Annotated in this window: 25 protein-coding genes and 2 tRNA genes; 14 read left to right on the plus strand and 13 right to left on the minus strand. The window is 61.2% G+C overall.

What is annotated here, in order from left to right; all coding sequences use genetic code 11:
* Nucleotides 1-9 precede the first annotated feature (9 nt).
* From U6115_RS18555 to U6115_RS18565, 3 genes are read right to left on the minus strand one after another with little or no spacing between them, the layout of a single operon-like run.
* Nucleotides 10-759, minus strand: coding sequence for a class I SAM-dependent methyltransferase (locus U6115_RS18555; protein WP_076098378.1), 750 nt, complete (start codon nucleotides 757-759; stop codon nucleotides 10-12).
* Nucleotides 756-1,451, minus strand: a complete 696-nt coding sequence (locus U6115_RS18560; RefSeq protein WP_080509639.1) for a helix-turn-helix transcriptional regulator — start codon at nucleotides 1,449-1,451, stop codon at nucleotides 756-758. The genes U6115_RS18555 and U6115_RS18560 overlap by 4 nt, the downstream gene beginning before the upstream one ends.
* A 30-nt stretch (nucleotides 1,452-1,481) precedes the next feature.
* Nucleotides 1,482-2,777 (minus strand): MFS transporter, encoded by a 1,296-nt coding sequence (locus tag U6115_RS18565; protein ID WP_080770239.1) that lies wholly within the window; start codon nucleotides 2,775-2,777, stop codon nucleotides 1,482-1,484.
* Between the two features lie 365 nt (nucleotides 2,778-3,142).
* Here U6115_RS18565 and U6115_RS18570 point away from each other — a divergent pair, with 365 nt between their 5' ends.
* Nucleotides 3,143-3,553, plus strand: coding sequence for a hypothetical protein (locus U6115_RS18570; protein ID WP_043575636.1), 411 nt, complete (start codon nucleotides 3,143-3,145; stop codon nucleotides 3,551-3,553).
* A 38-nt stretch (nucleotides 3,554-3,591) separates the two neighbouring features.
* Here U6115_RS18570 and U6115_RS18575 read toward each other — a convergent pair whose 3' ends face one another.
* The gene (locus tag U6115_RS18575) at nucleotides 3,592-3,822 is read right to left on the minus strand and encodes a hypothetical protein (RefSeq protein ID WP_043575638.1); all 231 of its coding nucleotides are present in this window, start codon (nucleotides 3,820-3,822) and stop codon (nucleotides 3,592-3,594) included.
* A 134-nt stretch (nucleotides 3,823-3,956) separates the two neighbouring features.
* Here U6115_RS18575 and U6115_RS18580 point away from each other — a divergent pair, with 134 nt between their 5' ends.
* On the plus strand, nucleotides 3,957-4,187 hold the full coding sequence (locus tag U6115_RS18580; RefSeq protein ID WP_174459582.1) for a DUF932 domain-containing protein: 231 nt from the start codon (nucleotides 3,957-3,959) through the stop codon (nucleotides 4,185-4,187).
* A gap of 13 nt (nucleotides 4,188-4,200) precedes the next feature.
* Nucleotides 4,201-4,665, plus strand: coding sequence for a GTPase family protein (locus U6115_RS18585; protein ID WP_052258083.1), 465 nt, complete (start codon nucleotides 4,201-4,203; stop codon nucleotides 4,663-4,665).
* Nucleotides 4,666-4,842: 177 nt separating this feature from the next.
* Here U6115_RS18585 and U6115_RS18590 read toward each other — a convergent pair.
* The 5 genes from U6115_RS18590 to U6115_RS18610 form a co-directional block, all read right to left on the minus strand.
* Nucleotides 4,843-4,919: transfer RNA gene (locus U6115_RS18590), tRNA-Met, on the minus strand.
* Nucleotides 4,920-5,376: 457 nt separating this feature from the next.
* On the minus strand, nucleotides 5,377-5,997 hold the full coding sequence (locus tag U6115_RS18595) for a VC0807 family protein (RefSeq protein WP_043575642.1): 621 nt from the start codon (nucleotides 5,995-5,997) through the stop codon (nucleotides 5,377-5,379).
* Nucleotides 5,998-6,127: 130 nt separating this feature from the next.
* A complete protein-coding gene (locus U6115_RS18600; protein WP_043575644.1) occupies nucleotides 6,128-6,313 on the minus strand; it encodes a hypothetical protein in 186 nt (61 codons plus the stop codon).
* Nucleotides 6,314-6,606: 293 nt separating this feature from the next.
* Complete coding sequence (metG, locus tag U6115_RS18605) at nucleotides 6,607-8,676, minus strand: methionine--tRNA ligase (protein ID WP_369816060.1); 2,070 nt, start codon at nucleotides 8,674-8,676, stop codon at nucleotides 6,607-6,609.
* A gap of 143 nt (nucleotides 8,677-8,819) precedes the next feature.
* Nucleotides 8,820-10,079, minus strand: a complete 1,260-nt coding sequence (locus U6115_RS18610) for an MFS transporter (RefSeq protein ID WP_043575648.1) — start codon at nucleotides 10,077-10,079, stop codon at nucleotides 8,820-8,822.
* A gap of 273 nt (nucleotides 10,080-10,352) precedes the next feature.
* Between U6115_RS18610 and apbC the strand changes: the two genes are divergently transcribed.
* The 6 genes from apbC (at nucleotide 10,353) to U6115_RS18640 (ending at nucleotide 14,935) form a co-directional block, all read left to right on the plus strand.
* Nucleotides 10,353-11,504, plus strand: coding sequence for an iron-sulfur cluster carrier protein ApbC (gene apbC / locus U6115_RS18615; RefSeq protein WP_080770240.1), 1,152 nt, complete (start codon nucleotides 10,353-10,355; stop codon nucleotides 11,502-11,504).
* A gap of 8 nt (nucleotides 11,505-11,512) precedes the next feature.
* The gene (gene murI, locus U6115_RS18620) at nucleotides 11,513-12,289 is read left to right on the plus strand and encodes a glutamate racemase (RefSeq protein ID WP_043575650.1); all 777 of its coding nucleotides are present in this window, start codon (nucleotides 11,513-11,515) and stop codon (nucleotides 12,287-12,289) included.
* A 70-nt stretch (nucleotides 12,290-12,359) separates the two neighbouring features.
* On the plus strand, nucleotides 12,360-12,809 hold the full coding sequence (locus U6115_RS18625; protein WP_043575652.1) for a ribonuclease domain-containing protein: 450 nt from the start codon (nucleotides 12,360-12,362) through the stop codon (nucleotides 12,807-12,809).
* A complete protein-coding gene (locus U6115_RS18630) occupies nucleotides 12,800-13,078 on the plus strand; it encodes a barstar family protein (protein WP_043575654.1) in 279 nt (92 codons plus the stop codon). The genes U6115_RS18625 and U6115_RS18630 overlap by 10 nt, the downstream gene beginning before the upstream one ends.
* A gap of 403 nt (nucleotides 13,079-13,481) precedes the next feature.
* Nucleotides 13,482-14,726, plus strand: coding sequence for a dicarboxylate/amino acid:cation symporter (locus tag U6115_RS18635; RefSeq protein WP_043575656.1), 1,245 nt, complete (start codon nucleotides 13,482-13,484; stop codon nucleotides 14,724-14,726).
* 119 nt (nucleotides 14,727-14,845) lie between these two features.
* Nucleotides 14,846-14,935: transfer RNA gene (locus U6115_RS18640), tRNA-Ser, on the plus strand.
* Between the two features lie 57 nt (nucleotides 14,936-14,992).
* Here U6115_RS18640 and U6115_RS18645 read toward each other — a convergent pair.
* Complete coding sequence (locus U6115_RS18645; protein ID WP_052258085.1) at nucleotides 14,993-15,778, minus strand: 4'-phosphopantetheinyl transferase family protein; 786 nt, start codon at nucleotides 15,776-15,778, stop codon at nucleotides 14,993-14,995.
* 197 nt (nucleotides 15,779-15,975) lie between these two features.
* Here U6115_RS18645 and fumC point away from each other — a divergent pair, with 197 nt between their 5' ends.
* The gene (fumC, locus tag U6115_RS18650) at nucleotides 15,976-17,361 is read left to right on the plus strand and encodes a class II fumarate hydratase (protein ID WP_043575657.1); all 1,386 of its coding nucleotides are present in this window, start codon (nucleotides 15,976-15,978) and stop codon (nucleotides 17,359-17,361) included.
* Nucleotides 17,362-17,454: 93 nt separating this feature from the next.
* Here fumC and galE read toward each other — a convergent pair whose 3' ends face one another.
* From galE to aroC, 3 genes are all read right to left on the minus strand, one after another.
* The gene (gene galE / locus U6115_RS18655) at nucleotides 17,455-18,477 is read right to left on the minus strand and encodes a UDP-glucose 4-epimerase GalE (RefSeq protein ID WP_043575659.1); all 1,023 of its coding nucleotides are present in this window, start codon (nucleotides 18,475-18,477) and stop codon (nucleotides 17,455-17,457) included.
* 192 nt (nucleotides 18,478-18,669) lie between these two features.
* Nucleotides 18,670-20,091, minus strand: coding sequence for an EAL and HDOD domain-containing protein (locus tag U6115_RS18660; protein ID WP_043575661.1), 1,422 nt, complete (start codon nucleotides 20,089-20,091; stop codon nucleotides 18,670-18,672).
* Between the two features lie 52 nt (nucleotides 20,092-20,143).
* Nucleotides 20,144-21,244 carry a chorismate synthase gene (gene aroC, locus U6115_RS18665; protein ID WP_043575663.1) on the minus strand — a complete coding sequence of 367 codons (1,101 nt, stop codon included), beginning with the start codon at nucleotides 21,242-21,244 and terminating at the stop codon, nucleotides 20,144-20,146.
* 211 nt (nucleotides 21,245-21,455) lie between these two features.
* On the opposite strand from aroC, the gene eat reads away from it, so the two are divergent.
* Genes eat through eutC form a run of 4 tightly spaced genes read left to right on the plus strand, consistent with a single transcriptional unit; the run spans nucleotide 21,456 to nucleotide 25,046 of the window.
* Nucleotides 21,456-22,691: an ethanolamine permease gene (eat, locus tag U6115_RS18670; protein ID WP_230623371.1), complete on the plus strand. Its 1,236-nt coding sequence runs from the start codon at nucleotides 21,456-21,458 to the stop codon at nucleotides 22,689-22,691.
* A gap of 14 nt (nucleotides 22,692-22,705) precedes the next feature.
* Nucleotides 22,706-22,873: a hypothetical protein gene (locus tag U6115_RS22860; RefSeq protein ID WP_230623372.1), complete on the plus strand. Its 168-nt coding sequence runs from the start codon at nucleotides 22,706-22,708 to the stop codon at nucleotides 22,871-22,873.
* Nucleotides 22,870-24,252 (plus strand): ethanolamine ammonia-lyase subunit EutB, encoded by a 1,383-nt coding sequence (locus tag U6115_RS18680; protein ID WP_043575665.1) that lies wholly within the window; start codon nucleotides 22,870-22,872, stop codon nucleotides 24,250-24,252. The genes U6115_RS22860 and U6115_RS18680 overlap by 4 nt, the downstream gene beginning before the upstream one ends.
* Complete coding sequence (gene eutC / locus U6115_RS18685; protein WP_043575667.1) at nucleotides 24,249-25,046, plus strand: ethanolamine ammonia-lyase subunit EutC; 798 nt, start codon at nucleotides 24,249-24,251, stop codon at nucleotides 25,044-25,046. The genes U6115_RS18680 and eutC overlap by 4 nt, the downstream gene beginning before the upstream one ends.
* The last annotated feature ends 154 nt before the right edge of the window (nucleotides 25,047-25,200 follow it).

Raw genomic sequence — 25,200 nt, forward strand, 5'->3', positions numbered from 1 at the left:
GTGTGCTTTCTAGTTCGTCGGCTTTACAGCAATCACCCCAACACTATCCCGACCATCATCAGACAAGCACTCAGCGGGGAAAACACCTTGTCGATTGATGTATGCGGCTTGCTCAACCATAAAGCCATGGTCAGTGAATAGTTTTTTAAAACTATCAAGATCAAACAGATGCAAAACATCAGGAATTTGATTCGAAAACGCTATGCTATCGTGCATGCGATGATTTTCGATCAAGCCAGGATAAGGATGGCCGGCGGCAAGCCTTGCTTCATATTCCGGCCTGAAAGACTTCCAATTACCGATGAACGGCGTCTCGACAGTTGCATAAATTCGCCCACCGGGAATTAACAATCTAGACATGGCATTCAGCATTTTATCAATGCTTTGACCATTGAAGAAGTGCAAAACCCGGCAACACAGAATGGATGCAATGGAGTTTTCTGTCAGATCAATTTCATCAGGAAAGCTACCATCTAGAAATGTAATCCGTTGCAACATTTCAGCAGGCACGTTCCTGCTAGCAATCTCTAAATGCTCTTTGCTTAAGTCATTGCATATGACTGCATGTCCATTTTTTAAAGCTGAAATGGAATTCGAACCAAATCCCGCACCGATCTCAAGTAGAGGAAAGGCAGATACCGACTGATTGCAAAAAGCAGTAGAAACAAAATCCTTACTGTCGGTGATGACGCCCGTGTTGTTGAGGGTCATCGCACAGCCAGCAGCTTCAAACAGGGCATGACTATCAGATATCATCATGGCAACCTCATTATGTCCATGTAAACTACACCAAAGTTATCCGAGGCACGACTATGCAGAAATGGCTGCATATTGTTGGCATTCATTGTTCTGATAATATCGAAGTTATTGCTAATATTGAGCGAAGACTTTATTCTTGCTAGCGCTTTGGAAATAGTGGAAACTGAAGTATTGGTAGCAAAAGCAATTTCCTTTGGTTGTTTTCCTGCGCAAAAAAGCTCTAGAATCTTGAATTCTTTGTCGGTTAGATTAGATAGGTACTTCAGTATCTTTTCGCGACTACTCTCGCTGCCCTGCTTGCCTTCATCAACTTGACTTGATGTATCTACCTTCAAATAGTTCAACGTCCTAAAATAAACCCACTCCAATTTATTTGAAGAGGAATATAATGGCTCTTTGATATAGGTAATTTCATTGTATACCGATCCATTCCGGAAGCAGTGCAAGGAAATAACGGGCCGCTCCTCTCTCAGCACAATCCCATCTTCAGCATCATAATCGTGCCCTTCCGAAACAGAGTTGATAGGCAGGTCATACGTGTGCCTGCCTAAAATCTCCTCTAGACATGAAGCTCCCACAACAGAAAGGTATTGGCTATGCGCATAAAGAAACTGGTGCGTTTTATTCTTGACACCACAGCTATGCCTTGAGGAGTCTATTTGTGTTTTTATGAGATCTGGCAAATCTGACATTGTAATGAATCTCCATTGATATCATTAATATCAGAAAGCTGCGGCACGCTTGTTTTCTGTAAAAGCAATGTGAATCACAAAAAGCAAAATCACAGCCAACCCCATAAAGCTGGACATGATTACGATGCCAAGCTGCGGACTCCCCGTTGCCTTGATGACGTATCCCATCATGATGGGCGACACAAACCCAGCCAAGCTGCCAATGGAATTGATCACAGCAAAAATAACTGCCGCAGCCTTGCCTTTAAGGAAATTGACTAGCGACCAAAATACTGGATAGGTCAGCATAATCGCAGTAGTCGCAATCGAAATTAAGCCAAGCTTTGTTGTCACGCTTATGCCATTAATCAAGATGGCCGAAAATGATAAGCACCCAACCCCGTACAACAGGGACAAGACAAAAACTGGCCGTTTTATGGTTCCGATCATCAAAAATGACGTCGCTAGCGCGATCAGTGCCAAGCCCCATGGGATGGCATTGATCAAGCCGATATGCAATGTATCGGCAACATCAAAGGATTTGATGATCTGCGGGAGCCAGAATGAAATGCAATACATGGAAAAGGCTGAGGCAGAAGTCACGATTGCATATATCCAAACTTTTAAGTCCAACAGCGCTTTCAGCGGCGACCCAATCACAGCTTTGGTTTCTTCCTGTGCTTGTATGTGGGCGCTTAACTGCAATTTTTCAGCATCAGTTAAATACTTTACAGACTTGATGCTCTCCGGCAGCACATAGAGCAGTGCAATACCAATAAAAATGGTCATAAGACCTTCTGTCCAGAACAACCACTGCCATGCAGCCAAGCCTAAGTAGTGCGATTTAGAGATCGTTTCCAACAACCAGCCCGAAAATATACTGCCAATCACTGCAGATAGTGGGATGGCGGAGATGAAAAGGAAATTGGTTTTTGCACGATTCTCTATTGGAATGAAGCGTGTCAAATAAAACAGCACTCCGGGATAAAACCCTGCCTCACACACTACAAGCAGAAATCTGACAATATACAGCTGAGTATCTGTGTGGACGTAGTAAGTTGACATCGTGACCACGCCCCAGCTGATCATAATTCTTGCCAACCACCTCCGTGCGCCGAATCTTAGCAACAATAAATTACTGGGAATTTCTGCGGCAATATATCCGGCAAAAAATACCCCTGCGGCCGTCCCAAAAACCAATGGATCAATACCGAATGATTTTGCTAAAGAGAACTGTGCAAAAGCCAGGTTGGTTCTGTCGATGTAGGCCATGGTTAGGCAAATGATCAGCCAGGGCACAATTCTAACTGTGATCTTCTTTGCTGCAATCGCTGGTACGCTTTCCATTGGGAGCCTCTGATTGAATTAAGCAGGCGTATCAATATTAGGATTGTTCTATTAAAAACCAATGTGATTAATATTGATCTTCATCTCGAGTCGAAAGTGACTCATGACCACAAAACACTGTCAAGGAAAATTATTTTCCTTGAGGCAACGCCTCATCGTTTGCATTATGCGCAAACCAATGCAATGTCGTTTGAATATTACTCGACACCTTATCAGTTTTCATCACGACTGTATATTGGCTTGACAATAATATTTCGCATTAAATCACTTAACTAGACTCACTGATGGCTTTAGCAAGCGCAGCCAGCTTGATTGACGGCAACCGTGCAGAAAAACGGATTAAAAACTAATAAAACGAGGTGCGGATGATGAACACACAGGAACTGAATTTAACAAGCGAACTGGCACGGCTTTTGTACTATACGGCTCACATTGCTACCACTATCCGGCAGCATAGTAAGCAAGCGACTGGCCGCACTCACCGCTTACGAAACGGTAAAGACATTTGTCAACTCGCGGACACGCTGCACAACTTTGACCTGCTGGGCCATGCCATCCTGGCTAACAATCCGAAAACCATGCTGAGGGTTTGCGATCTACTGCTAAAGGACTACCAACGCTACATTGAGCGCTATGCAGTCGCGCTTGCCAATGTAGAAACTTCCGGAAATATAAAAGCAGGCAACTATATGGTGGATTTGCAGGAAGGCATGGAAATTATTACGGAAATACAAACCAGGGTTAGACCATTCACCAAGATGGCAAGCGCGCACTAAGGTGGTCGATCTTAAAGTCTTACGCTTACCCATCTGAATCACATTTTGATTTCTACCCTTGCCCCATTGCTGCACATGGGGCTTTTTTCCTCTCTGCTCATCTGCTCAAAAAGCTGCTCTAGCAGTTCCTCCACCTCCGATGAAATAGTTACGCCATCGCTACAAACCGAAGCCAGGTACTTTCTCCTTTCCGCCCTTTTCGCTTCAGCACTTTTCCCTTTTAAAATCCGCGTCACTCGGCTAATGGCTTTTTCAAATATGACTTTCATTGTGCGCTCCTAATCGAATCTAGATTTTTTCAACTACATATCATCGACTTGAGCTGGGCTTGTTTTGTCAAAATCGTTCTGATCCTCCCCTTCATCCATTTGAAATGATGAAGCCTCCCCTCATGGAGTTCGATATGTCGCATCTAGTGGAAACCATGGCCTATGTCGGCCAAATCCCTTGGCATGGCTTGGGCAACTGCCTGCCGGCTGGGCAGCCTGTCGAGGTCTGGCAGCGCGAGGCGGGACTGGATTGGTCGATCCAGGAAGCGGAGGTGCTGTTCAACAACACCGCTGCCGATGCCATCCATATCCGCGCTCACAGCGATGCCAAGGTGCTGTATCGTCGGATACGCTGGCGCCGCTGATCGCGCGCTGAGCGTGGACGAGCAGTGCTATCAGCGCCTGATCCTGCCCTATCTGATCGAGCACGATATTCCATTGCTATTCGTGGTGAATCAGGTAGACAAGATCGAGCCGTGCCGGGAATGGGACTTCATCCACAGCATGCCTGGTCCGCAACAGCTGACCCACATCAGCCGCAAGCAGATGCAGATCAGCCAGTTGTTCAACGCGCCAGTAACCCAGATCTTCATCATTTCAGCCATGGAAGGCTACGGCCTGCAGATCCTGATCGAGCAAATCATCCATAGGCTGCCCAAAGAAAAAAAGTGGAGCGTCACGCGAGAGACCCGCGCCGAGTACGTGACGCCTGCCATGCAGCGGGAATCCATAGGTGGGCTGTGGGATACGATCAAAGAAGCCGCCAAGACGATCTTGCGCGAAACCTGGACCACGATCTCACATCGCGTGGAAAGCTGGTTCAGCAAACGGTTCGGCTGGTAGTAGAGAACAACAGGTAGCTTGGGAAGGGGATGCTTGGCATCGCATCCTGCAGGCACCGCCTTCTGACTGCGTTGATTCACAGCGACCGAGACGGATCGAATCCGCTTACACAGCGGTTACACGGTCTAGAAAAGCAAAAAGGCCAACTTCTAGAAAGAAGTTGGCCTAATGCTTATTTGGTTGCGGGGGCAGGATTCGAACCTACGACCTTCGGGTTATGAGCCCGACGAGCTACCAGACTGCTCCACCCCGCGTCTGAATTCTGTTCTGCGCTGTTTCTTGCAGAGAGGCGAACTATATACCCATGACAGCCTTCCGTCAAGACTTTGCCGGAAACCATATCAAAAACAGCGAAAATGCCTGTTCATACTCTTTAACAGATGCCGACTGCAAAAACATAAGCCATCAACAAAAGACCGCTACATTGACAGCGTGGTCGGTACCGAAGCGGAAGCGGAGGTGTCACGCAAACGGAAACCGGTCTGCCAATCGGATTCAAGATGCGAAATCGACCTGTGCATTTTGACGGGTGTTGCCATCTGCAAGCGACTGCCAGCGCTAACAGCCAAGGTAATGCCTGTTCTCCTAAGTGTTCATCACGGAACTTCGGGCCGCCTTGTGCGGCCCACTTTTTTTGTCTTGCGGCTTAGGATTCCCCATGATACCCGAATTCAATATCCGAAGCCAATCCCATACCACTGCCTCGCGGCACTATGCCGCGGCCAGCTGCATCGCGACGGTCAAACGCCTGCGCAACAGCCAAGTGGCGCCGCACAGCAAGCCCATCACCCCATAACTGATCCAGGGCAGCAACAGCACGGAGCGTTCAACCGGCCAATGCCATGCCAGCCAGCTGCGCAACAGCATCTCCGATACCAGGCCCAAGCCCCACATCGCCGTCATGAACCGCATGCCGCGCCGAAAGGCAGCTTGCGCCCAAAGCCACTCGCAATGCTCGCGGCCATCTTGCCGCTGCCTTTCCAGCGCGGCCCGCGCCAGGAAAAACACCAGCGGACGGGGAAACAGCAGCGACAAGAGAAACGCCGCGCCGAACAGCCCCGACAACAACGATTCGCGCAGCAGCAGCATCTTCTCTCCACCGCCCAGCGCCATCCCCAGCAGAGACAGCGCGATGCCCAACAGCACCAGCATGCTCATCGCGTCTACCCGCCGGCTGCGCCACAGCTCCCAGCCGCTCCACATCAGCAGCGGCGCTGCAGACAGCAGCAAGCCGCCCATCTCTCCCCAATGTGGCCGCGCCCAGCGGTAGCACAGCCAGGGCAGCAGAAAATTGACCAGCAACTCCAACAACAGCGTCATTCTTCTCGACATGGCGGCCTCCCGGAATCAAACCGCAAAACTGCCGCAGCATGCGACTGTCGTCAAGAAAAACAAAGCCCCGCACGGCGCGGGGCTTGGCTGCGAGCCCGGAGCCGCCAAGGCCCGGGCATTCGGAAACCGGTCAGGCTGCCGCCTGAATGAAACCATTGGCAGGATACATGGCGCTGGCCAAACCCAAAGCCGATTTGAAAGTCACTTCAAACATTTTGCCGACTTGGCGGATGCTGACCACTTCATAGTGGACCACGCTGCCGCTGTCCTTGTGCTCAAAAACTTTGTAGCCCGGCTTCAATTGCGAAATTTTCATGATTCACGTCCTTTGTTATTTTTTTACTAAAAACATATACATATCTGATGTTAGTCGCCGCAACCGGAAAAAAGTTCCGGTACCAAAATATGTCGTCCAATCTTGCGAAAACTGTAGCAGATGCGGATGACAGAACAGTGACGAGTGGTCGAAAGGCCAGTATCGTCCGCCATCCGAAAGCAAAACCCCAGCTACCACTATGGTCGCCGGGGTCTTGTTATCCAAGTCTCATCAAGTTACTTGGTAATACTACTTATTTGCCATGATAAAAATCAAGCCATGGCGGCCAGACATCAGCCGATGCGCATGCCCGGCTTGACGCCTGCGTCCACATCCAGCAGGTACAGGCCTTCGCTATCGTCGGTGCCCGACGCGCAGACGATCATGCCCTGCGACACGCCGAAGCGCATCTTGCGTTCGGCCAGGTTGGCAACCACGATCACATGGCGGCCGACCAGTTTTTCCGGCTCCTGATAAGCCTTGCGGATGCCGGAGAAAATGTTGCGGGTTTCAAAGCCCAGATCCACCTTGAACTGCAGCAGCTTGTCCGAACCTTCGACGAAGCCGCATTCCAGCACCTTGCCGACGCGCAGGTCGACCTTGGCGAAGTCGTCGATCTTGATGGTTTCGGCCAAAGGCTCGTGCGCGGCGGCGGCCGGCGTGTCTTGAGTCGCTTGCATGTTTTCCTTGTTCGCCTCTATCAGTTTGTCGATCAGCGCCGGGTCGATGCGCTGCATCAGATGCTGGTAGGCGTTGATTTTCTTGCCCAACAGCAGGGTTTGCGCATCGCTCCAGGCGAGCGGCGCCACCTCCAGGAAGGCTTCCACCCCTTCGGCCAGCTTCGGCAGCACCGGCTTCAAATAGATGGTGAGCAGGCGGAAAGCGTTGATCAGCACCGTGCAGACTTCCTGCAGGCGCGCGTCCTGCCCCTCTTGCTTGGCCAGTTCCCACGGTTTGTTGGCGTCGACATAGACGTTGACCATGTCCGCCAGCGCCATCACGTCGCGCAAGGCCTTCGCGTATTCGCGCGCTTCGAAGGCGGCGGCCAGATCCTCGGCGGCCGCCTGCAACTTGGCCAGGATGTCCAGATCCGACACGCTGGCCGCCAGCTGGCCGTCGAAGCGCTTGGCGATGAAGCCCGCGGAGCGGCTGGCGATGTTGACGAACTTGCCGACCAAGTCGGAGTTTACCCTGGCGACGAAGTCATTCAGGTTAAGGTCGATGTCCTCGATGCGGCCGTTCAGCTTGGCGGCGATGTAGTAACGCATCCACTCCGGGTTCAGGCCGCAGTCCAGGTAGCTCTTGGCCTGGATGAAGGTGCCGCGCGATTTGGACATCTTCTGGCCATCCACTGTGAGGAAGCCGTGGGCGAACACGCCGGTCGGCGCGCGCAGGCCGGAATAATTCAGCATCGCCGGCCAGAACAGCGCGTGGAAATACAGGATGTCCTTGCCGATGAAGTGGTACATCTCTGCCTGGCTGTCCTTGGCGAACCATTCGTCGAACTTCAGGCCGGAGCGGTCGCACAGGTTCTTGAAGCTGGCCATGTAGCCGATAGGCGCGTCCAGCCACACGTAGAAGTATTTGCCCGGCGCGTCGGGAATCTCGAAGCCGAAGTAAGGCGCGTCGCGGCTGATGTCCCAGTCCTGCAGGCCGCCGTCGATCCACTCGTTCATCTTGTTCAGCGATTCCTGCTGCAGGTGCGGCTGCTCGACGCCGTCGGCGCGCTTGCTGGCGCCGCTGGTCCACTGCTTCAGGAAATCGGCGCATTCGCCCAGGCGGAAGAAGTAGTGCTCGGAGGTTTTCAACACCGGCTTGGCGCCGGACACCGCCGAATACGGGTTCTTCAGTTCGGTCGGATTGTAGGTGGCGCCGCAGACTTCGCAGTTGTCGCCGTACTGGTCCTTGGCCGAACACTTCGGGCATTCGCCCTTGACGAAGCGGTCGGGCAGGAACATCTGCTTTTCCGGGTCGTACAGCTGCTCGATGGTGCGCACCGCGATCTTGTCGTCGGCGCGCAGCGCCTTGTACACCTGCTCCGCCAACTCCTTGTTTTCCGGGCTGTTGGTGCTGTAGTAGTTGTCATGGCCGATCAGGAAGCCTTGCGAATCGGCCACATGCAGCGCGCGGACTTCGTCCACCAGCTGCTCCGGGGAGATGCCGCGCTTTTCCGCCGCCAGCATGATCGGGGCGCCGTGGGTATCGTCGGCGCAGACGTAGTAGCACTCATGGCCGCGCATCTTCTGGAAGCGCACCCAGATATCGGTCTGGATCTGCTCCAGCATATGGCCGAGGTGGATCGCGCCGTTGGCGTAAGGCAGCGCGCTGGTCACCAGAATCTTGCGTTTGGTCATTCGGATCATTCCCTGGATTGGCAATCTCAAGCGATCGATTATAGAGACAGAAGAGGCGGGCGGTCATCAGGCTTGCGCGCCAAATATTGCCCCGCACAAAAGCACAAGCCCGGAACGCGGCGTTTCCGGGCTTGTGAAGTCAGCCAGGCGGCTCAGGCGCCCTGGCTGGCCAGCCTGCCGTCTTCGACAGCCGGCGCGGCGCGCTCGGCCATGGCGATGCCCACCATCTTGCGGCCCAGCAGCACGTAGGCCAGCGAGAAGCACAGCGCCAGCACCGCGAAACCAGTGAGGCCTGAGGCCTGGTAAACCTGGCGGAACAGCTCGATGCCCACCGCGTAGCCGGCCATCGAGATCATGCTCATGCTGGCGGAAATGGTGCCGCGGCCGGCCACGTCGCAGGACATCAGCGCGAAGCGGTACAGCACGCCGAAGGCCAGACCCTCGCCGAAGGCCATCAGGCTCATGCCAGCCACCATCCAGTATTGGGGAAGCGACGAAACCAGCACGCCGCCGACCATCACCGCCAGGCCGCCGACGATGGGCCACATGCCCACCAACGCGGAGCGGCCCAGCGGCCAGCGGTCGGCGATCACGGCCAGCGCCAGGTTGCCGGCGATCAGGCCGCCGAACACCGGAATCTGCATCAGGCCGTACGCGACGGCGCTCATGTGCAGGTCGCGCACCAGCAGCACCGGCGACAGCGCGATCCAGCCCATCAGCGGCAGCGCCAGCAGCGGGATGCACAGCGCGGCCAGCACGAAACGGCTGTGGCCGAAGACTTTCAGGTAGTCGCGCCCCATGCTGGACAGCGGCAGCTTCTCATGGCTGGGCGCCACGGTTTCCGGCATGCGGAAATACAAGCCCACCAGCGCGAGGAAAGACAGGCCGGCGATGAACAGGAAGCCGCTGCGCCACGGCGCCAGCTCCAGCAAGGCCGCGCCGGCCAAGGGGCCGACCAGCGGCGCGATCAGCGCCACATTGGCCATCAGCGCGGTGACGCGCACCGCGGCGGTCTCCTCAAACGACTCCTGCAGCGAGGCGTAGCCGACGGCGTTGATGAAGCACAGGCCCACGCCTTGCAGCAGGCGCAGCGCGATGAAGGCCTCGATCGAGCTGACAAGGTAAGTGGCCAGGCAGGCGATGGTGAAGTAAGCGACGCCGAACAGCAGCACCGGGCGGCGGCCGATGCGGTCGGACAGCGGGCCGGTCAGCCACGGCAGCAGCGCGCCGCCCACCAGGAAGGCGGTCATCGACGTCGGCGCCCAGGAGGCGTCGACCAGAAATTCGCGGGTGACGGAAAGCATGGCCGGCTGGACCATGTCGTTGCAGATGTAGACGGCGAATTCGAACAGCACCAGGGCCAGCGGGAACAGCAGATTGGACCAGGTAAGTTTGGCGTGTTTGGACTGCATAAAGCGGGGAAAACCTTTCGTCGACAAAGAACAGGGCCCGCGGCCTGACAGGGCCGAGCCTTTGGCGCTGCGGCAGCGCCGCAACCGAGAAAAACCGACAATTGTACTCTTTTCAAGGACTTTCATCAAAAGTTATTGCCGCGCGGCGCGCCGCCATCTCCCCTTCCCCTGCCCTTTGCCGGCGCACAGGAGTAAGATGGGCCCTTGGCCGGCGCGATGCGCGCCGCAGCGAATCCGACTAAAATACTCGGAAATCATCACCCGGAACGCCGCATGTTCTCCAAACTCACCCGCCTGTTCGGTGGTCAAGCCGACCAGGCCACGCAAAACGAAACCATGGCACAGCTCGAATCCCAGATCCTCGATACCCTCAAACCGCTGATCGACGCCAATACCGGCAAAGGGTATGTGGCGGCCAAGAACGTCAAGAGCCTGCAGATCGACGACAAGGCCATCCGCCTGGACGTGACGTTGGCCTACCCGGCCAAGAGCCAGTTCGACGCGGTGCGCCAACAGTTTGAAACCGCGCTGGCGCCGCTGGCCGAAGGGCGCGCCGTGGAAGTGCGGGTCGACAGCCAGATCGTCAGCCACTCCGCCCAGCGCGGCGTGCCGCTGCTGCCGGGCGTGAAGAATATCATCGCCGTCGCCTCCGGCAAGGGCGGCGTCGGCAAATCCACCACCGCCGCCAACCTGGCGCTGGCATTGTCGGCCGAAGGCGCGCGCGTCGGCCTCTTGGACGCCGACATCTACGGCCCGTCCCAGCCGCTGATGATGGGCCTGCAGGGCCAGCGGCCCGAATCGGCCGACGGCAAGCTGCGGCCGCTGATCGGCCACGGCATCCAGACCATGTCCATCGGCTACCTGGTAGACGCCGACCAGGCGATGGTGTGGCGCGGCCCGATGGTCAGCCAGGCGCTGCAGCAACTGCTGAACGACACCCGCTGGGACGATCTGGATTATCTAGTCATCGACATGCCGCCGGGCACCGGCGACATCCAGCTGACGCTGTCGCAGAAAGTGCCGGTCACCGGCGCGCTGATCGTCACCACCCCGCAGGACATCGCGCTGCTGGACGCGCGCAAGGGCGTCACCATGTTCCAGAAGGTGAACGTGCCCATTCTGGGGCTGGTGGAAAACATGGCCATCCACATTTGCTCCAACTGCGGCCACGCCGAGCACATCTTCGGCGAGGGCGGCGCGGCGCGCATGGCCGCCGATTTCGGCGTGGAGCTGCTGGGCTCGCTGCCGCTGGAGCTGGCCATCCGCCTGGCGGTGGATGCCGGCGCCCCCAGCGTGGCGGCGGATCCGGCCGGCAAACCGGCCGAGCTCTACCGCGCCATCGCCCGCCGCGTGGCGGTGAAAGTGGGCGAAAAAGCGCAGGACTTCTCCGGCAAATTCCCCAAGATCGTCATCCAGAACAACTGAGCGGCACCATGATTGCGATGTACGATTCCGGCCTGGGCGGACTGTCGGTGTGGCGCGCGGTGCGCGCCGCGCTGCCCGCCTGGCCGATCACCTACCTGGCGGACCAGGCCTATTGCCCGTATGGCCAGCGCAGCCGGCAGGAAATCATTGAACGCAGCCTGAAAGTCGGCCATTACCTGGTCAGCCAGGGCGCCACCATCCTGGTGGTGGCCTGCAACACCGCCACCACCGCGGCGGTGTCCAGCATGCGCGAACAGCTGCCCATCCCCATCGTCGGCATCGAACCGGCGATCAAGCCGGCGGCGGCGATGAGCCGCACCGGCCGCATCGCGGTGCTGGCCACCGAGTACACGCTGGCCAGCGACCGGGTGAAAGCCTTGCTCGACGCCCACGCCGGCGATGTGGAAGTGCTGCGCCGCCCCGGCCACGGCTGGGTGGAGCAAGTGGAGGCCGGCGAGCTGGACAGCGAGCGCACCCGCCAGCTGGTGCGCCAGGTGGTGGCTCCGCTGCTGGGCCAGGGCATCGACCATATCGCGCTGGGCTGCACCCACTATCCCTTCCTGGCCCCGCTGATCCGCGAGCTCACCGGCGACGGCATCCAGCTGTACGACCCCGCCGAGGCCATCGCCCGCCGCGTCTGCGACCTGCTGCGCCAACACGGCTGCGACAGCCAGGGCGACGGCTATTGCCGCTTCATCAGCACCGCCGACGGCAACGACATGGCCCTGCGCCTGCCGCAGCTGATAGGCCGCAGCGACCCGGTGGAGTCGGTGCCGCTGGACTGAAACGCCGCCTTGCGCCGCGGCGCGCCGCGGTTACAATGCGCGATCCAAACCTTTGCCCGGGACATTCCTCATGAAACGCCCGCTGTCCTTGCTCGCCGCGCTGCTCGCGGCCATCAGCCTGAACGCGCATGCCGCGCCCGGCTGCTTCAATGTCGCCGGCGACATCGCGCGCCAGACCGGCAACCGCCTGGATCGCCAGGAACTGACGGAAGTGCTGCAGTCGCTATCCCGCAGCGGCCAGCTGCCGCCCAAATTCGTCAACAAGAAGCAGGCGCGCGCAGCCGGCTGGCAACCCGGCCGCAGCCTGTGGAGCGTGCCGGCGCTGCAGGGAAAATCGATGGGCGGCGACCGTTTCGGCAACTACGAAAAGCGGCTGCCGGCTGGCCAGTGGCAGGAGGCGGATCTGGGCTATAAAGGCGGCAAGCGCGGCGCCTACCGGCTGGTGTTCAGCCGCCAGGGGCAGCGCTACGTCAGCGTAGATCACTACAACCGCTTCATCGAGGTGCCGCCATGCCAGTGAAAGTGTGCGAACTGCGCCACATCGTCAGCCAGGAGCAATTATTCGACGAACTCAGCCGCCAGCTGCGGCTGCCGCCCCACTTCGGCCGCAATCTGGACGCGCTGTACGACTGCCTGGCCAACGACGCGTCCGGGCCGTTCGAGCTGGTCTGGCGCGACACCGCCGAATCGAAACAGGCGCTGGGCGCCGACCTTTACGCCACCGTGCTGGAGATTCTGGAGACCGTCGCCGAAGCGCGCGGCGACGTCACCCTGGACATCCACCACTAGCCGCGCGTTGTCGCGCCGCTACGCCAGCAGCCATCCGGCTGCTTTTTTTCATCCTTGCGGCATGGAAATAAAATGCCAAAAGCAAAATTATTGGCAATTTAAATCCAAAAATCATCACAATCCAACAAGCACATTCGAATATGAATGGCAATTCTCGAAATCCTGCCAAGACAACCACCCGCTAACTCACTATAATTCTGCGCTTCGGCCTGCCGCACCTGTCCGACAGAAACAGGAAAAAAGCCTGAAATCAAGGCTAAAAACAATTAAGTAGCCAGGCCGCTACATGGCGAAGCATGCCGGACACACGGCGCCACGCATGATCACAAAAAAACACAATGTCATGCAATCGAAAATGCGCCGCTCGTTTTGAATCGTCTCAAACTCAGGCAGGAACAACTCAATGAAGTCGAAAAAACTCACGGCCTTGATTCTGGTCGGCATGCTGCTGGGCATTCTGGTCGGCTACCTATTCCGTCAGCACGCCGGCAATGACGCCGCCGCGATCAAGTCCTTCGTCGATGGCATGTCCATCCTCACCGATATTTTCCTGCGCCTGATCAAGATGATCATCGCCCCGCTGGTGATCTCCACGCTGGTGGTCGGCATCGCCAAGATGGGCGACGCGAAATCGGTGGGCCGCATCGGCGGCAAGACCATGGGCTGGTTCGTCAGCGCCTCGCTGGTATCGCTGACCCTGGGCCTGATCATGGTCAACATCCTGAAGCCGGGCGTGGCGCTGAACCTGCCGCTGCCCGACCTGCACGCCGACTCCGGCATCAAGGCCAGCGCCATTTCGCTGAAGGACTTCGTCACCCACGCCATCCCCAAGAGCGTGTTCGAGGCGATGGCTAACAATGAAATCCTGCAGATCGTGATCTTCTCGGTGTTCTTCGGCAGCGCGATGGCCGCGCTGGGCGAGCGCTCCAAGGCGCTGATCGACGTGATCGACGTCGTCGCCCACGTGATGCTGAAAGTCACCAGCTATGTGATGAACTTCGCCCCGCTGGCCGTGTTCGGCGCCATCGCCGCCACCGTCGCCAAGGAAGGCCTGTCCATCCTCGGCACTTACGGCAAGTTCATGGCGCAGTTCTACCTGTCCATCGGCATCCTGTGGGTGCTGCTGATCGCCGTGGGCGTGCTGATCGTCGGCCCGCGCCTGTTGCACCTGATGGGCATGATCAAGGAACCGCTGCTGCTGTCGTTCACCACCGCCAGCTCCGAAGCCGCCTATCCGAAAACTCTGGAACAGCTGGAACGCTTCGGCGTGTCCAACAAGATCGCCAGCTTCGTGCTGCCGATGGGCTATTCGTTCAACCTGGACGGCTCGATGATGTACTGCACCTTCGCGGTGATCTTCATCGCTCAGGCCTACGGTATCGATCTGACGCTGGCGCAGGAAATCTCCATGCTGCTGATCCTGATGCTGACCTCCAAGGGCATGGCCGGCGTGCCGCGCGCGTCGCTGGTGGTGATCGCCGCCACGCTGTCGCAGTTCAACATCCCGGAAGCCGGCCTGCTGCTGCTGCTCGGCATCGACCATTTCCTGGACATGGGCCGCTCCGCCACCAACGTGGTGGGCAACTCCATCGCCACCGCCGTGGTGGCCAAATGGGAAGGCGAGCTGAAGCCGGGCAAGCACGCCTGAGGCCGCAGCCGCCCCGCTACCGCGCCACCTTCGGGTGGCGTTTTTCATGCGCGGAATTCTGCAACTTGGTATTGACAAGCCAGCCCATCACATCTAGAATGCCCTTCTTGTCTGGCGCCGGAGAGGTGGCAGAGTGGTCGAATGTACCTGACTCGAAATCAGGCGTACGTGCGAGCGTACCGAGGGTTCGAATCCCTCCCTCTCCGCCAGCAACGCAAACAAGCCCTTGAGCGATCAAGGGCTTTTTTGTTGCCTATCGCACTCGTTCAGGATGACGCAGTCCCCTCTTCCCGGATCGGCCCCAACGCCGGCAGGAACGGCACTTCGCGCGCGGCCAGCAGCGGAACCGTCTCGTGCAGAATCAGTTCAGGCGCCTCCTCGCCTTCCCGCGCGCCGGCGCAAAGCGATACGGCATGCGTTCCCGCCAGCACCCCGTGCCAGAAATGCCAGCGCCCATCATCGGCATGGCCCGAACCCCGCCGCGCATACCGCAGCCCGCCCTGATCGTCGTCGACGAAAGAAATGCAGTCCAGCGGCGCGCTTAATCCGCAACCCAGCGCCTTCAGATACGCCTCCTTCAGCGTCCACAGCGTCCAGAAGCGGTCGGCCTGCGCCTGCCCCTGCCGCGCCGACAGCTCGCGCGCCTCGTCGCGCGAGAAATTTTCCCAGGCGACATCCAGCGCCGCCCGCCGCTCGACGCCCTCCACATCCACCCCCAGCTCCCGGTCCCGCGCCAGCGCCAGCGCGACCATGCCCTTGGTGTGCGACAGATTGAAACGCAGGCCGGCCCCCGCCGCCGCGCCGCGCAGGCTGGGCTTGCCGTAGGGGCCGTGCTGAAACTCGATGCTGGCCGGATTCATACCCAGCGCCTCTCCCAGCACCGTTCGCGCCAGCGCGCGCGCCACCAGGTAGACATGCCTGTCGCGATCGAACGCGAAAGCGCGCCAGCGCGCCGCCTCCTCATCCGACAGCAGCGCGATGTAGGCCTGCCGCAGCGCAGCGTCATCGCAGCGCTCGGTAGGCGCCGCCCATATCTGGATACCCTCAGCCATTCCATTCCGCCTGAAATTCAAAACCGGCGCTTGCCTGCGCCGCCAACACGATAAAGCCGGCAAGCGTACCGCAGGGAAACGCCGCCGATCAAATCCAGGCCCGCCGCCAGTGGGGACCTGGCGCCGCGCCCGGAGCGGGCATGCTAGGATGAACGGGCAAATGCATTTGGAATGCCAAACAACCCGGAGAGAGCCGCATGAGCAAATCGCAACGCGTGGAAACCGACAGCTTCGGCCCGATAGACGTGGCCGGCCAGGCCCTGTGGGGCGCGCAGACCCAACGCTCGCTGGCGCACTTCGCCATCTCCAGCGAAAAGATGCCGCCAGAACTGATCTTGGCGCTGGCGCGGGTGAAACGCGCCGCCGCGCTCGCCAACCTGGAGCTGGGCCTGCTGGACGGCGCCAAGGCCCAGGCCATCGTCACCGCCGCCGACGAGGTGCTGGCGGGGCGCCACGACGGACAATTTCCGTTATCGGTCTGGCAGACCGGCTCCGGCACCCAGAGCAATATGAACATGAACGAGGTGCTGGCCAACCGCGCATCCGAGCTTTTGGGCGGCGAGCGCGGCGTGCGCCGGCTGGTGCACCCCAACGACGAAGTCAACCGCGGCCAGTCGTCGAACGACATCTTCCCCACCGCCATGCACGTGGCCGCCGCGCTGGGGCTGAGCGAACGGCTGCTGCCCAGCCTGGCTGCGCTGCGCCAGATGCTGGAAGCCAAATCGCGCGAATTCGGCGGCATCGTCAAGATAGGCCGCACCCATTTGCAAGATGCCACGCCGCTGACGCTCGGGCAGGAAATCTCAGGCTGGGCGGCGCAGCTGCAGCTGGCGGAACAGGCGCTGCAAGCCAGCCTGCCGGCCTTGTGCCAGCTGGCGGCGGGCGGCACCGCGGTCGGCACCGGCCTCAACACTCATCCGCATTTCGGCACCCGGGTGGCGGAAGTGCTGTCGCAGCAAACCGGCCTGCCCTTCGCGTCCGCCGCCAACAAGTTCGCCGCGCTGGCCGGCCACGAACCCTTGCTGGCCGCCCACGGCGCGCTGAAGACCCTGGCCGCCGCGCTGATGAAGATAGCCAACGACATCCGCTGGCTGGCCTCCGGCCCGCGCTGCGGGCTGGGCGAGCTGACTCTGCCGGAAAACGAGCCGGGCAGCTCCATCATGCCCGGCAAGGTCAATCCCACCCAGTGCGAGGCGGTGACCATGCTGTGTTGCCAGGTGCTGGGCAACGACGCCGCCATCGCCATCGGCGCCGCCTCCGGCAATTTCGAATTGAACGTGTACAAGCCGCTGATCGCGCACAATTTCCTGCAAAGCCTGCGCCTGTTGAGCGACGGCATGGCCAGCCTGGCCGAGCATTGCGTGCAGGGCATGCAGCCTAATCGCGACCGCATCGCCCAATTGCTGGAGCAGTCGCTGATGCTGGTCACCGCGCTCAACCCGCACATTGGCTACGACAAGGCCGCCGCCATCGCCAAGCACGCGCATCAGCATGGCGGCACGCTGCGGCAGGCGGCGCTGGCGCTGGGCCATGTCAGCGCCGAGCAATTCGACGCCTGGGTCAGGCCGGAGAGCATGATTTAAGCGTCCGCCGAATTCAGCGGGAAGACGCCGGCGGCAAAGAAAAAAGGACGGGATCCAAACGGACCCGCCCCTTGGCATGCGATATGGCGGCGTTCAGGACTCGTAGCCGCGCGGATTGGCCTGCTGCCAACGCCAGCTGTCGCGGCACATGTCGTCCAGCGTGCGTTCGGCCTGCCAGCCCAGCGCCTGCGCGGCCTTGCCCGGGTCGGCGTAGCAGCAGGCGATGTCGCCGGCGCGGCGCGGCGCCACCTGGTAAGGAATCTCCCGTCCGCTGACGCGGCCGAAAGCCTTGATGATGTCCAGCACCGAATAGCCCTGTCCGGTGCCGATGTTCACCGTCAGCACGCCGTCCACGCCCGGCAGCGCCTGCACCGCCTTGACATGGGCGATGGCCAGATCCACCACGTGGATGTAGTCGCGCACCCCGGTGCCGTCGGGCGTCGGATAATCGCCGCCGAACACGCTCAAGCGCGGCAGCTTGCCCACCGCCACCTGGCTGATATAGGGCATCAGGTTGTTGGGAACGCCATTGGGGTCTTCGCCTATCCGGCCGCTGGCGTGCGCGCCCACCGGGTTGAAATAGCGCAGCAGGCCTATCTTCCAACCGGCCTCCGCGCGGGCCAGATCTTCGAGAATCTCTTCCATCATGCGCTTGCTGCGGCCATAAGGATTGGTGATCGCGCCGATCGGGAAATCCTCGCGGATAGGGACGGAGGCGGGATCGCCGTACACGGTGGCCGACGAGCTGAACACGATCTGGCGCACCTGGGCGCGCCGCATCGCCTCCAGCAGCGTCAGCGTGCCCACCACATTGTTCTCGTAATAGCGCAGCGGCTGCGCGACCGACTCCCCGACCGCCTTCAGCGCGGCGAAGTGGATCACTGCGTCGATCCGGTGGCGGGAGAAGATGGCGTCGAGGGCGGCTTGGTCGCGCACATCGGCTTCGTGGAATGCCAGCTCGCGGCCGGCCAGCTCCTGCACCCGGCGGATCGCCTCGAATTTGCTATTGCAGAAATTGTCCACCGCGACGATGTCGAAGCCGGCCGCCAGCAGCTCGACGCAGGTGTGGGATCCGATATAACCGGCGGCGCCGGTGACGAGAATGGTTGCGCTCATAATGATCTGTTCAGTCCGTTTTCAGCTGCGAAGCCGGCGGCGCTCCGCCGGCCAGGGCATGCCTGTCCGCATTCATGTCAGCAAAAGGGATAATCAGCCGGCAGACCGCTGGCGGGAGAGGCCATTCGGCATAGCGCCCGATGGTAACACATCGGAGCCGGCGCGCCGGGGCCGAGCCAAGCGGGACAAGCGTCAAACGGCTTCGACGTTGTTGTGGACCTCGCTGTCGCGCAGCACCACCTGCGCCCACACCACCGAGTCCAGGTAGTACTGGTTGGCGAGGTCGAGGTCGAAATCCAGCACCCTGGCCAGGGCCTCGATCTGGACGTTGTCGCCATGCTCGCAAGCCAACGCCAGCGCGAGATAGGGAGCGAAGATGCCCTTTTGCTCGACCACCGCCTCGCGCACCGTCAACGGCAGCTCCAGCGGGTCGAGCACATCGGGGAAGGGAACATTGAGCAGCACGTCCAGCAGTGAAAACATGCCGGTGAGGAACAGGTGTTCCGATTCCAGCTTGTTGCCGCGGTAACTGCCCAGTTTTTCCAGGAAACGCGCGCGGATCAGCGACTTTTCCAGCAGGGAAACCGCGGTGCCGTCCTCCTTGCGCGAAGTGAACAATAGCATCGACAGCCACTTGAACATGGTTTCCCGGCCCAGCAGCAGCAGGGTTTCCTCTATGGTCTGCACCTTGCGCGCCAGGCCGTGGATCGGCGAATTGATGAAGCGCAACAGCTTGAACAGCAGCACCGAATCCAGCTTGAACTGCGCCTCCACTTCCTTGGGGTCGGCATTGGCGCGCAACAGCCGCATGATCTGCAGCACGCGGGTCTGGCTGGTGTCCACCTTGCCGCCTTCAAGCGCGCGGGCGGTGGTGACGAAGGGGCCGTGGAACAGCGCGAAGCGGTTATGCCCCGGCGCGCGCAGGCAGACATCCAGATCTTCGGCGGTGCCGACATTGCGCGCCATCCAGCGCGCGCCCGGATAGCGCTTCGGCAATTGGTCCAGAATGGGCGCCAGCACCCGGGTGGACGGGCCGGCGAAGTCCAGCACCATGAAGTCGACCCGGCCGAACAAGTCGGCCTGCAAGGCGGCGCTCAGCGCGCCCTGCTCGTAAGCCGCCGGCTCCACCGCGAAGCGCAGGCCCAGCTTCTGCAGCTGGTCCAGCTGATTGAGCATGTATTCGTTGACTATCATGCCCGGCCCCGCTTCCAGCACGAAAATCACGCTGCCGGCGGGCATGTCGCGCAGCAGCGGTTCGTCCAGCGAGGTCATCGAGATGTGCACGAAGGCGCGGCGGTAGGCCAGCAGCCGGAAGATGTCCATATTCTGCAAGGTGGCCAGCAGCAGCCGGTCGAACTCCTGCTGCTTGCCGGCCTCGACATTGCGCTTGCCCTGCCGGACGAAAAAGTCGTAGGCGACCACCCGCTGCTGCTTGTCCATCACCGGCTGGTGGGAGACAAAGCCCAGGGTAGGCGGCAGATCCACCGGCTCGTCGTCGGGCGGCGGCGGATCCAGCAGGGTTCTGTCCGGCTTGGCCGCCGCGGCCGGCGTCTCTTCCTCTGTCGTCGTTTTCTTCAGGCGTCCGGCCAAGCCATCAATCAGACTTTTCAGCATGGTGCCATCCTATCGGGAGCGGCCTGGTCGACTTCCGGCCGGTATATCAATACTAGCCGATGCGCCCGGCAATTCTGGGCGTTTCCACCCGCACATCGCCGCACTGCGCGCGGTGGCGCAGCGCGTGGTCGATCAGCACCAGCGCCAGCATCGCCTCGGCGATCGGCGTGGCGCGGATGCCGACGCAAGGGTCGTGGCGGCCGTGGGTTTCCATCGTCACCGCCTCGCCTTGCTTGTTGATCGAACGGCGCGGCTGGGCGATGGACGACGTGGGTTTGATGGCGATGGAGACGTCGATCTGCTGGCCGGTGGAGATGCCGCCCAGCACGCCGCCGGCGTGGTTGCTGGCGAAGCCCTGGGGCGTCAACTCGTCGCCGTGCTCGCTGCCGCGCTGCGCCACGCAGCCGAAGCCGGCGCCGATCTCCACGCCCTTGACCGCGTTGATGCTCATCATCGCGTAGGCGATGTCGGCGTCCAGGCGGTCGAACACCGGCTCGCCCCAGCCCACCGGCACATTGTCCGCCACCACGCGCAAGCGCGCGCCGATGGAGTCCAGGCTCTTGCGCACGCTGTCCATGTAATCCTCCAGCCGCGGCACGATGTCCGGATCGGCGCTGAAGAAGGGGTTGCCGCCGACATGTTCCCACCCCTTGAACGGGATGGCCACCTCGCCGATCTGGGTCATGTGGCCGCGAATGACGATGCCGTATTTCTCGCTCAGCCATTTCTTGGCGATAGCGCCGGCGGCGACGCGCACCGCCGTCTCGCGCGCCGACGAGCGGCCACCGCCGCGCGGATCGCGCACCCCGTATTTATGCCAGTAGCAGTAGTCGGCATGGCCGGGGCGGAAGGTGTCGGCGATATTGCCGTAGTCTTTGCTGCGCTGGTCGGTATTGCGGATCAACAGCGCGATCGGCGTGCCGGTGGTCTTGCCCTCGTAGACGCCGGACAGGATTTCCACCGCGTCCGGCTCGCGCCGCTGCGTGACGTGGCGGCTGGTGCCGGGCTTGCGCCGGTCCAGCTCCAGCTGGATGTCGGCTTCGGTCAGCGCCAGGCCCGGCGGGCAGCCGTCCACCACGCAGCCTATGGCCGGCCCGTGGCTTTCGCCGAAGGAAGTTACCGTGAACAAGCGCCCCATGCTATTGCCAGACATCTGCATTTCCCCTGCGTCATTGCGTATTGCGATCGATTCTAGCACGGCCCATCGCGGTGCACGCCTCCGGCTGACCCGCGCCGGAATCAGGCCCGCCCCGCGACGCGCCCGGCAAAACAGCCGGCAAGGCTGGCATTCTTTTTGCATACTTAAATCAGACGGCATAGCCGCACTTTCTGAGCGCAAACAAGACAATCAACGGGATAAAGCCATGAGCGCATCGACACAAGCATTGGCCCGCAAGCTGGGCGGCTGGCAACTATGGGGGATCGCGGTGGGGCTGGTGATCTCCGGCGAATACTTCGGCTGGAGCTATGGCTGGGCCCAGGCCGGCACGCTGGGATTTCTCTGCACCTCGCTGTTCGTGGCCCTGATGTACACCGCCTTCATCTTCAGCTTCACCGAACTGACCACCGCCATCCCGCATGCCGGCGGCCCCTTCGCCTATGCGCGCCGCGCCTTCGGTCCGCTGGGCGGCTTCATCGCCGGCTTCGCCACGCTGTGCGAATTCGTGTTCGCGCCGCCCGCCATCGCGCTGGCGATCGGCGCCTATCTGAACGTGCAGTTCCCCGGATTGCAAGCCAAGTGGACCGCCTGCGGCGCCTATCTGGCCTTCATGGCGCTCAACATCGCCGGCGTCGGCATCGCCGCCGCCTTCGAGCTGTGCGTCACGCTGCTGGCCATCTTCGAACTGCTGGTGTTCATGGGCGTGGTGGCGCCCGGCTTCAGCTGGGACAACTTCATGCGCCACGGCTGGGCCGGACAGGACGCCTTCCATTGGGGCGCCGTCGGCGGCATGTTCGCCGCCTTGCCGTTCGCCATCTGGTTCTTCCTGGCGATAGAAGGCGCGGCGATGGCGGCGGAAGAGGCCAAGGACCCGGCCCGCACCATTCCGCGCGCCTACATCGCCGGCATCCTCACCCTGGTGGCGCTGGCCCTGGGCGTGATGGTGATGGCCGGCGGCGCCGGCGACTGGCGCCGGCTGGCGAATATCAACGACCCGCTGCCGCAGGCGATGAAGATGATAGTGGGCGGCCACAGCGGCTGGCTGCACATGCTGGTGTGGCTGGGCCTGTTCGGCCTGGTGGCCTCGTTCCACGGCATCATCATGGGCTATTCGCGGCAGATCTTCGCGCTGGCGCGCGCCGGCTACCTGCCCGCCTGGCTGGCGGCGGTGCATCCGCGCTTCAAGACGCCGCACCGCGCAATCCTAGCCGGCGGCGCGGTCGGCATCGCCGCCATCTTCAGCGACGATCTGGTGCAGATCGCCGGCCAGCCGCTGACCGCCAACATCGTCACGCTGTCGGTGTTCGGCGCCATCGTCATGTACACATCGTGTCGATGCTGGCGCTGTTCCGGCTGCGCGGCCGCGAGCCGGCGCTGCCCCGGCCGTTCTCCGCGCCCTGTTATCCGTGGCTGCCAGCGCTGGCGCTGGGCTGTTCGCTGATCTGCCTGGTCGCCATGGTCTATTACAACCGGCTGCTGGCCGGCATCTTCGCCGCGATGCTGGCCGCCGGCTACCTGTACTTCCTCGCCACCGCCCGCCAGCGCGCCGAAGCCGCCCAGGACGCGTTGCTGCAAGGCGCGCCATCCGAAACCCAACCCGATCCCGTCAAGGCCACGACATGAGCCACGCCATCACCATAGGACCGCGGACCTACCGCTTCGCCGACCTGAAGACGCTAATGGCGCGCGCCAGCCCGCTGCGCTCCGGCGACCAGTTGGCCGGCGTCGCCGCCGCCAGCGCCGAGGAGCGGGTGGCGGCGCAGATGTGCCTGGCCGACCTGCCGCTGACCGTCTTTCTCAACGAGGCTCTGATCCCTTACGAGGAAGACGAAGTCACCCGGCTGATCCTGGACAGCCACGACCCGGCCGCCTTCGCCGCCGTATCGCATCTGACCGTGGGCGGCCTGCGCGACTGGCTGCTGTCCGACGCCGCCACCGCGGAAACGCTGGCGGCGCTGGCGCCGGGGCTGACGCCGGAAATGGCGGCGGCGGTGTCCAAGCTGATGCGCAACCAGGATCTGGTGCAGGCGGCGAAGAAATGCCGCGTCGTCACCGCCTTCCGCAATACCCAGGGACTGCCCGGCCGCATGGGGGTGCGGCTGCAGCCCAACCATCCGGCCGACGACGCGCGCGCCATCGCCGCCGCCACGCTGGACGGTCTGCTTTACGGCGCCGGCGACGCGGTGATAGGCATCAACCCGGCCGGCGACAGCCCGGACGACATCCGGAGCTTGCTGACGCTGCTGGACGAGGTGCGCCAGCGCTACGCCATCCCCACCCAGAGCTGCGTGCTCACCCACGTCACCAGCACGCTGGAGCTGATCCGCCAAGGCGCGCCGGTGGATCTGGTGTTCCAGTCCATCGCCGGCAGCGAGAAAGCCAATGCCGGTTTCGGCGTCAGCCTGGCCGTGCTGGACGAAGCGCATCAGGCGGCGCGGGAGCTGAAGCGCGGCACGGTGGGCGGCAACGTGATGTATTTCGAAACCGGCCAGGGCAGCGCCTTGTCCGCCAACGCCCACTGGGGCGTGGACCAGCAGACCTGCGAGGCGCGCGCCTACGCGGTGGCGCGCCGCTACTCGCCGCTGCTGGTCAACACCGTGGTCGGCTTCATCGGCCCGGAGTATCTCTATAACGGCAAGCAGATCATCCGCGCCGGCCTGGAAGACCACTTCTGCGGCAAGCTGCTGGGCCTGCCGATGGGCTGCGACATCTGCTACACCAACCATGCCGAGGCCGACCAAGACGATATGGACGCGCTGTTGACGCTGCTGGGCGCGGCCGGCGTGCATTTCATCATCGGCGTGCCCGGCGCCGACGACATCATGCTGGGCTACCAGAGCACCTCTTTCCACGACGCGCTCTACCTGCGCAATGTCCTGGGCCTGAAGCGCGCGCCGGAATTCGAAGACTGGCTGGAGACGATGGAAATCACCCGCGGCGGCAAGCTGCTGCCGCAGGACAAACGGCAGCGGCTGCTGGCCTTGATGGAGAGCGTGGCATGAAGGACAAGAACCCGATCACCGAGGACGGCTGGGGCGAGCTGTCTCGGCTGACCGCCGCCCGCATCGCCCTAGGCCGAGCCGGCAACAGCCTGCCCTGCCGCGAAACCTTGCGCTTCGCCCTGGCCCACGCCCAGGCGCGCGACGCGGTGCACACGCCGCTGGATGTGTCGGCCTTGGCTGGCGAACTGGCGGCCGACGGCCATCGCGTTGTCGAAATCCACAGCGCGGCAAGCAGCCGCGCCGAATACCTGCAGCGGCCGGACTTGGGCCGCAGGCTGGACAACGCCAGCCGCGAACAGCTGCTGGCGGAGCAGGACAAAGGCTGCGACCTGCTGATTCTCATCGCCGACGGCTTATCCTCGCGCGCGCCCGCCCAACACGCGGTTCCGCTGCTGCGCGAGCTGCTGCCGCGGGTGCGGGAGCTGGGCCTGAACGTCGGCCCGCTGCTGATCGCGCGCGAGGCGCGGGTGGCGCTGGGCGACGAGGCCGGGGAGATCATGCAGGCGAAGATGACGGCGATGCTGATAGGCGAACGCCCCGGCCTGAGTTCGCCTGACAGCCTGGGCCTCTATCTGACCGCCGCGCCGCGCGCCGGCCGCAGCGACGCCGAGCGCAACTGCGTGTCCAATGTGCGGCCGGACGGCCTTCCCTACCCGCTGGCGGCCTTCAAGCTGGCCTGGCTGATAAACGCCGCGCTGCGCCAGCCCACCGGAGTGGCGCTGAAGGATGGCAGCGCAACAGATCCGCGCTGGACGGCGCTGTTGGCGAGACAGGCCTGCCTAGTCAAAGACTGAGCGCTAGCACAGCTCGTATGTGTCCGCTGCGCGGACAGCATTTTAAGTGCCGGTTCCGCCCGGCAAACGGGCCAGGGGCTGTGCGGCCAGCCCTGTCGCTGAGCGAGTCAAAGATTCGCACGCAGAGGCGATCCCAGGCCGCCCCTGCAGCCCA

Origin of the sequence: Chromobacterium subtsugae (assembly GCF_035919665.1) — a bacterium.
Taxonomy (GTDB): domain Bacteria; phylum Pseudomonadota; class Gammaproteobacteria; order Burkholderiales; family Chromobacteriaceae; genus Chromobacterium; species Chromobacterium subtsugae.

What these genes read in the sequence shown, in the direction of transcription:
- U6115_RS18610 (WP_043575648.1), bottom strand. Translation starts at nt 10,079, where the DNA reads ATGCAGTCCAAACACGCCAAACTTACCTGGTCCAATCTGCTGTTCCCG.
- metG (WP_369816060.1), bottom strand. Translation starts at nt 8,676, where the DNA reads ATGATCCGAATGACCAAACGCAAGATTCTGGTGACCAGCGCGCTGCCT.
- U6115_RS18625 (WP_043575652.1), top strand. Translation starts at nt 12,360, where the DNA reads ATGAAACGCCCGCTGTCCTTGCTCGCCGCGCTGCTCGCGGCCATCAGC.
- U6115_RS18645 (WP_052258085.1), bottom strand. Translation starts at nt 15,778, where the DNA reads ATGGCTGAGGGTATCCAGATATGGGCGGCGCCTACCGAGCGCTGCGAT.
- U6115_RS18560 (WP_080509639.1), bottom strand. Translation starts at nt 1,451, where the DNA reads ATGTCAGATTTGCCAGATCTCATAAAAACACAAATAGACTCCTCAAGG.
- U6115_RS18660 (WP_043575661.1), bottom strand. Translation starts at nt 20,091, where the DNA reads ATGCTGAAAAGTCTGATTGATGGCTTGGCCGGACGCCTGAAGAAAACG.
- U6115_RS18555 (WP_076098378.1), bottom strand. Translation starts at nt 759, where the DNA reads ATGATGATATCTGATAGTCATGCCCTGTTTGAAGCTGCTGGCTGTGCG.
- U6115_RS18575 (WP_043575638.1), bottom strand. Translation starts at nt 3,822, where the DNA reads ATGAAAGTCATATTTGAAAAAGCCATTAGCCGAGTGACGCGGATTTTA.
- U6115_RS18565 (WP_080770239.1), bottom strand. Translation starts at nt 2,777, where the DNA reads ATGGAAAGCGTACCAGCGATTGCAGCAAAGAAGATCACAGTTAGAATT.
- U6115_RS18635 (WP_043575656.1), top strand. Translation starts at nt 13,482, where the DNA reads ATGAAGTCGAAAAAACTCACGGCCTTGATTCTGGTCGGCATGCTGCTG.
- fumC (WP_043575657.1), top strand. Translation starts at nt 15,976, where the DNA reads ATGAGCAAATCGCAACGCGTGGAAACCGACAGCTTCGGCCCGATAGAC.
- galE (WP_043575659.1), bottom strand. Translation starts at nt 18,477, where the DNA reads ATGAGCGCAACCATTCTCGTCACCGGCGCCGCCGGTTATATCGGATCC.
- aroC (WP_043575663.1), bottom strand. Translation starts at nt 21,244, where the DNA reads ATGTCTGGCAATAGCATGGGGCGCTTGTTCACGGTAACTTCCTTCGGC.
- U6115_RS18570 (WP_043575636.1), top strand. Translation starts at nt 3,143, where the DNA reads ATGATGAACACACAGGAACTGAATTTAACAAGCGAACTGGCACGGCTT.
- U6115_RS18595 (WP_043575642.1), bottom strand. Translation starts at nt 5,997, where the DNA reads ATGTCGAGAAGAATGACGCTGTTGTTGGAGTTGCTGGTCAATTTTCTG.
- apbC (WP_080770240.1), top strand. Translation starts at nt 10,353, where the DNA reads ATGTTCTCCAAACTCACCCGCCTGTTCGGTGGTCAAGCCGACCAGGCC.
- U6115_RS18630 (WP_043575654.1), top strand. Translation starts at nt 12,800, where the DNA reads ATGCCAGTGAAAGTGTGCGAACTGCGCCACATCGTCAGCCAGGAGCAA.
- murI (WP_043575650.1), top strand. Translation starts at nt 11,513, where the DNA reads ATGATTGCGATGTACGATTCCGGCCTGGGCGGACTGTCGGTGTGGCGC.
- U6115_RS18580 (WP_174459582.1), top strand. Translation starts at nt 3,957, where the DNA reads ATGTCGCATCTAGTGGAAACCATGGCCTATGTCGGCCAAATCCCTTGG.
- eat (WP_230623371.1), top strand. Translation starts at nt 21,456, where the DNA reads ATGAGCGCATCGACACAAGCATTGGCCCGCAAGCTGGGCGGCTGGCAA.
- U6115_RS22860 (WP_230623372.1), top strand. Translation starts at nt 22,706, where the DNA reads ATGGTCTATTACAACCGGCTGCTGGCCGGCATCTTCGCCGCGATGCTG.
- U6115_RS18680 (WP_043575665.1), top strand. Translation starts at nt 22,870, where the DNA reads ATGAGCCACGCCATCACCATAGGACCGCGGACCTACCGCTTCGCCGAC.
- eutC (WP_043575667.1), top strand. Translation starts at nt 24,249, where the DNA reads ATGAAGGACAAGAACCCGATCACCGAGGACGGCTGGGGCGAGCTGTCT.
- U6115_RS18600 (WP_043575644.1), bottom strand. Translation starts at nt 6,313, where the DNA reads ATGAAAATTTCGCAATTGAAGCCGGGCTACAAAGTTTTTGAGCACAAG.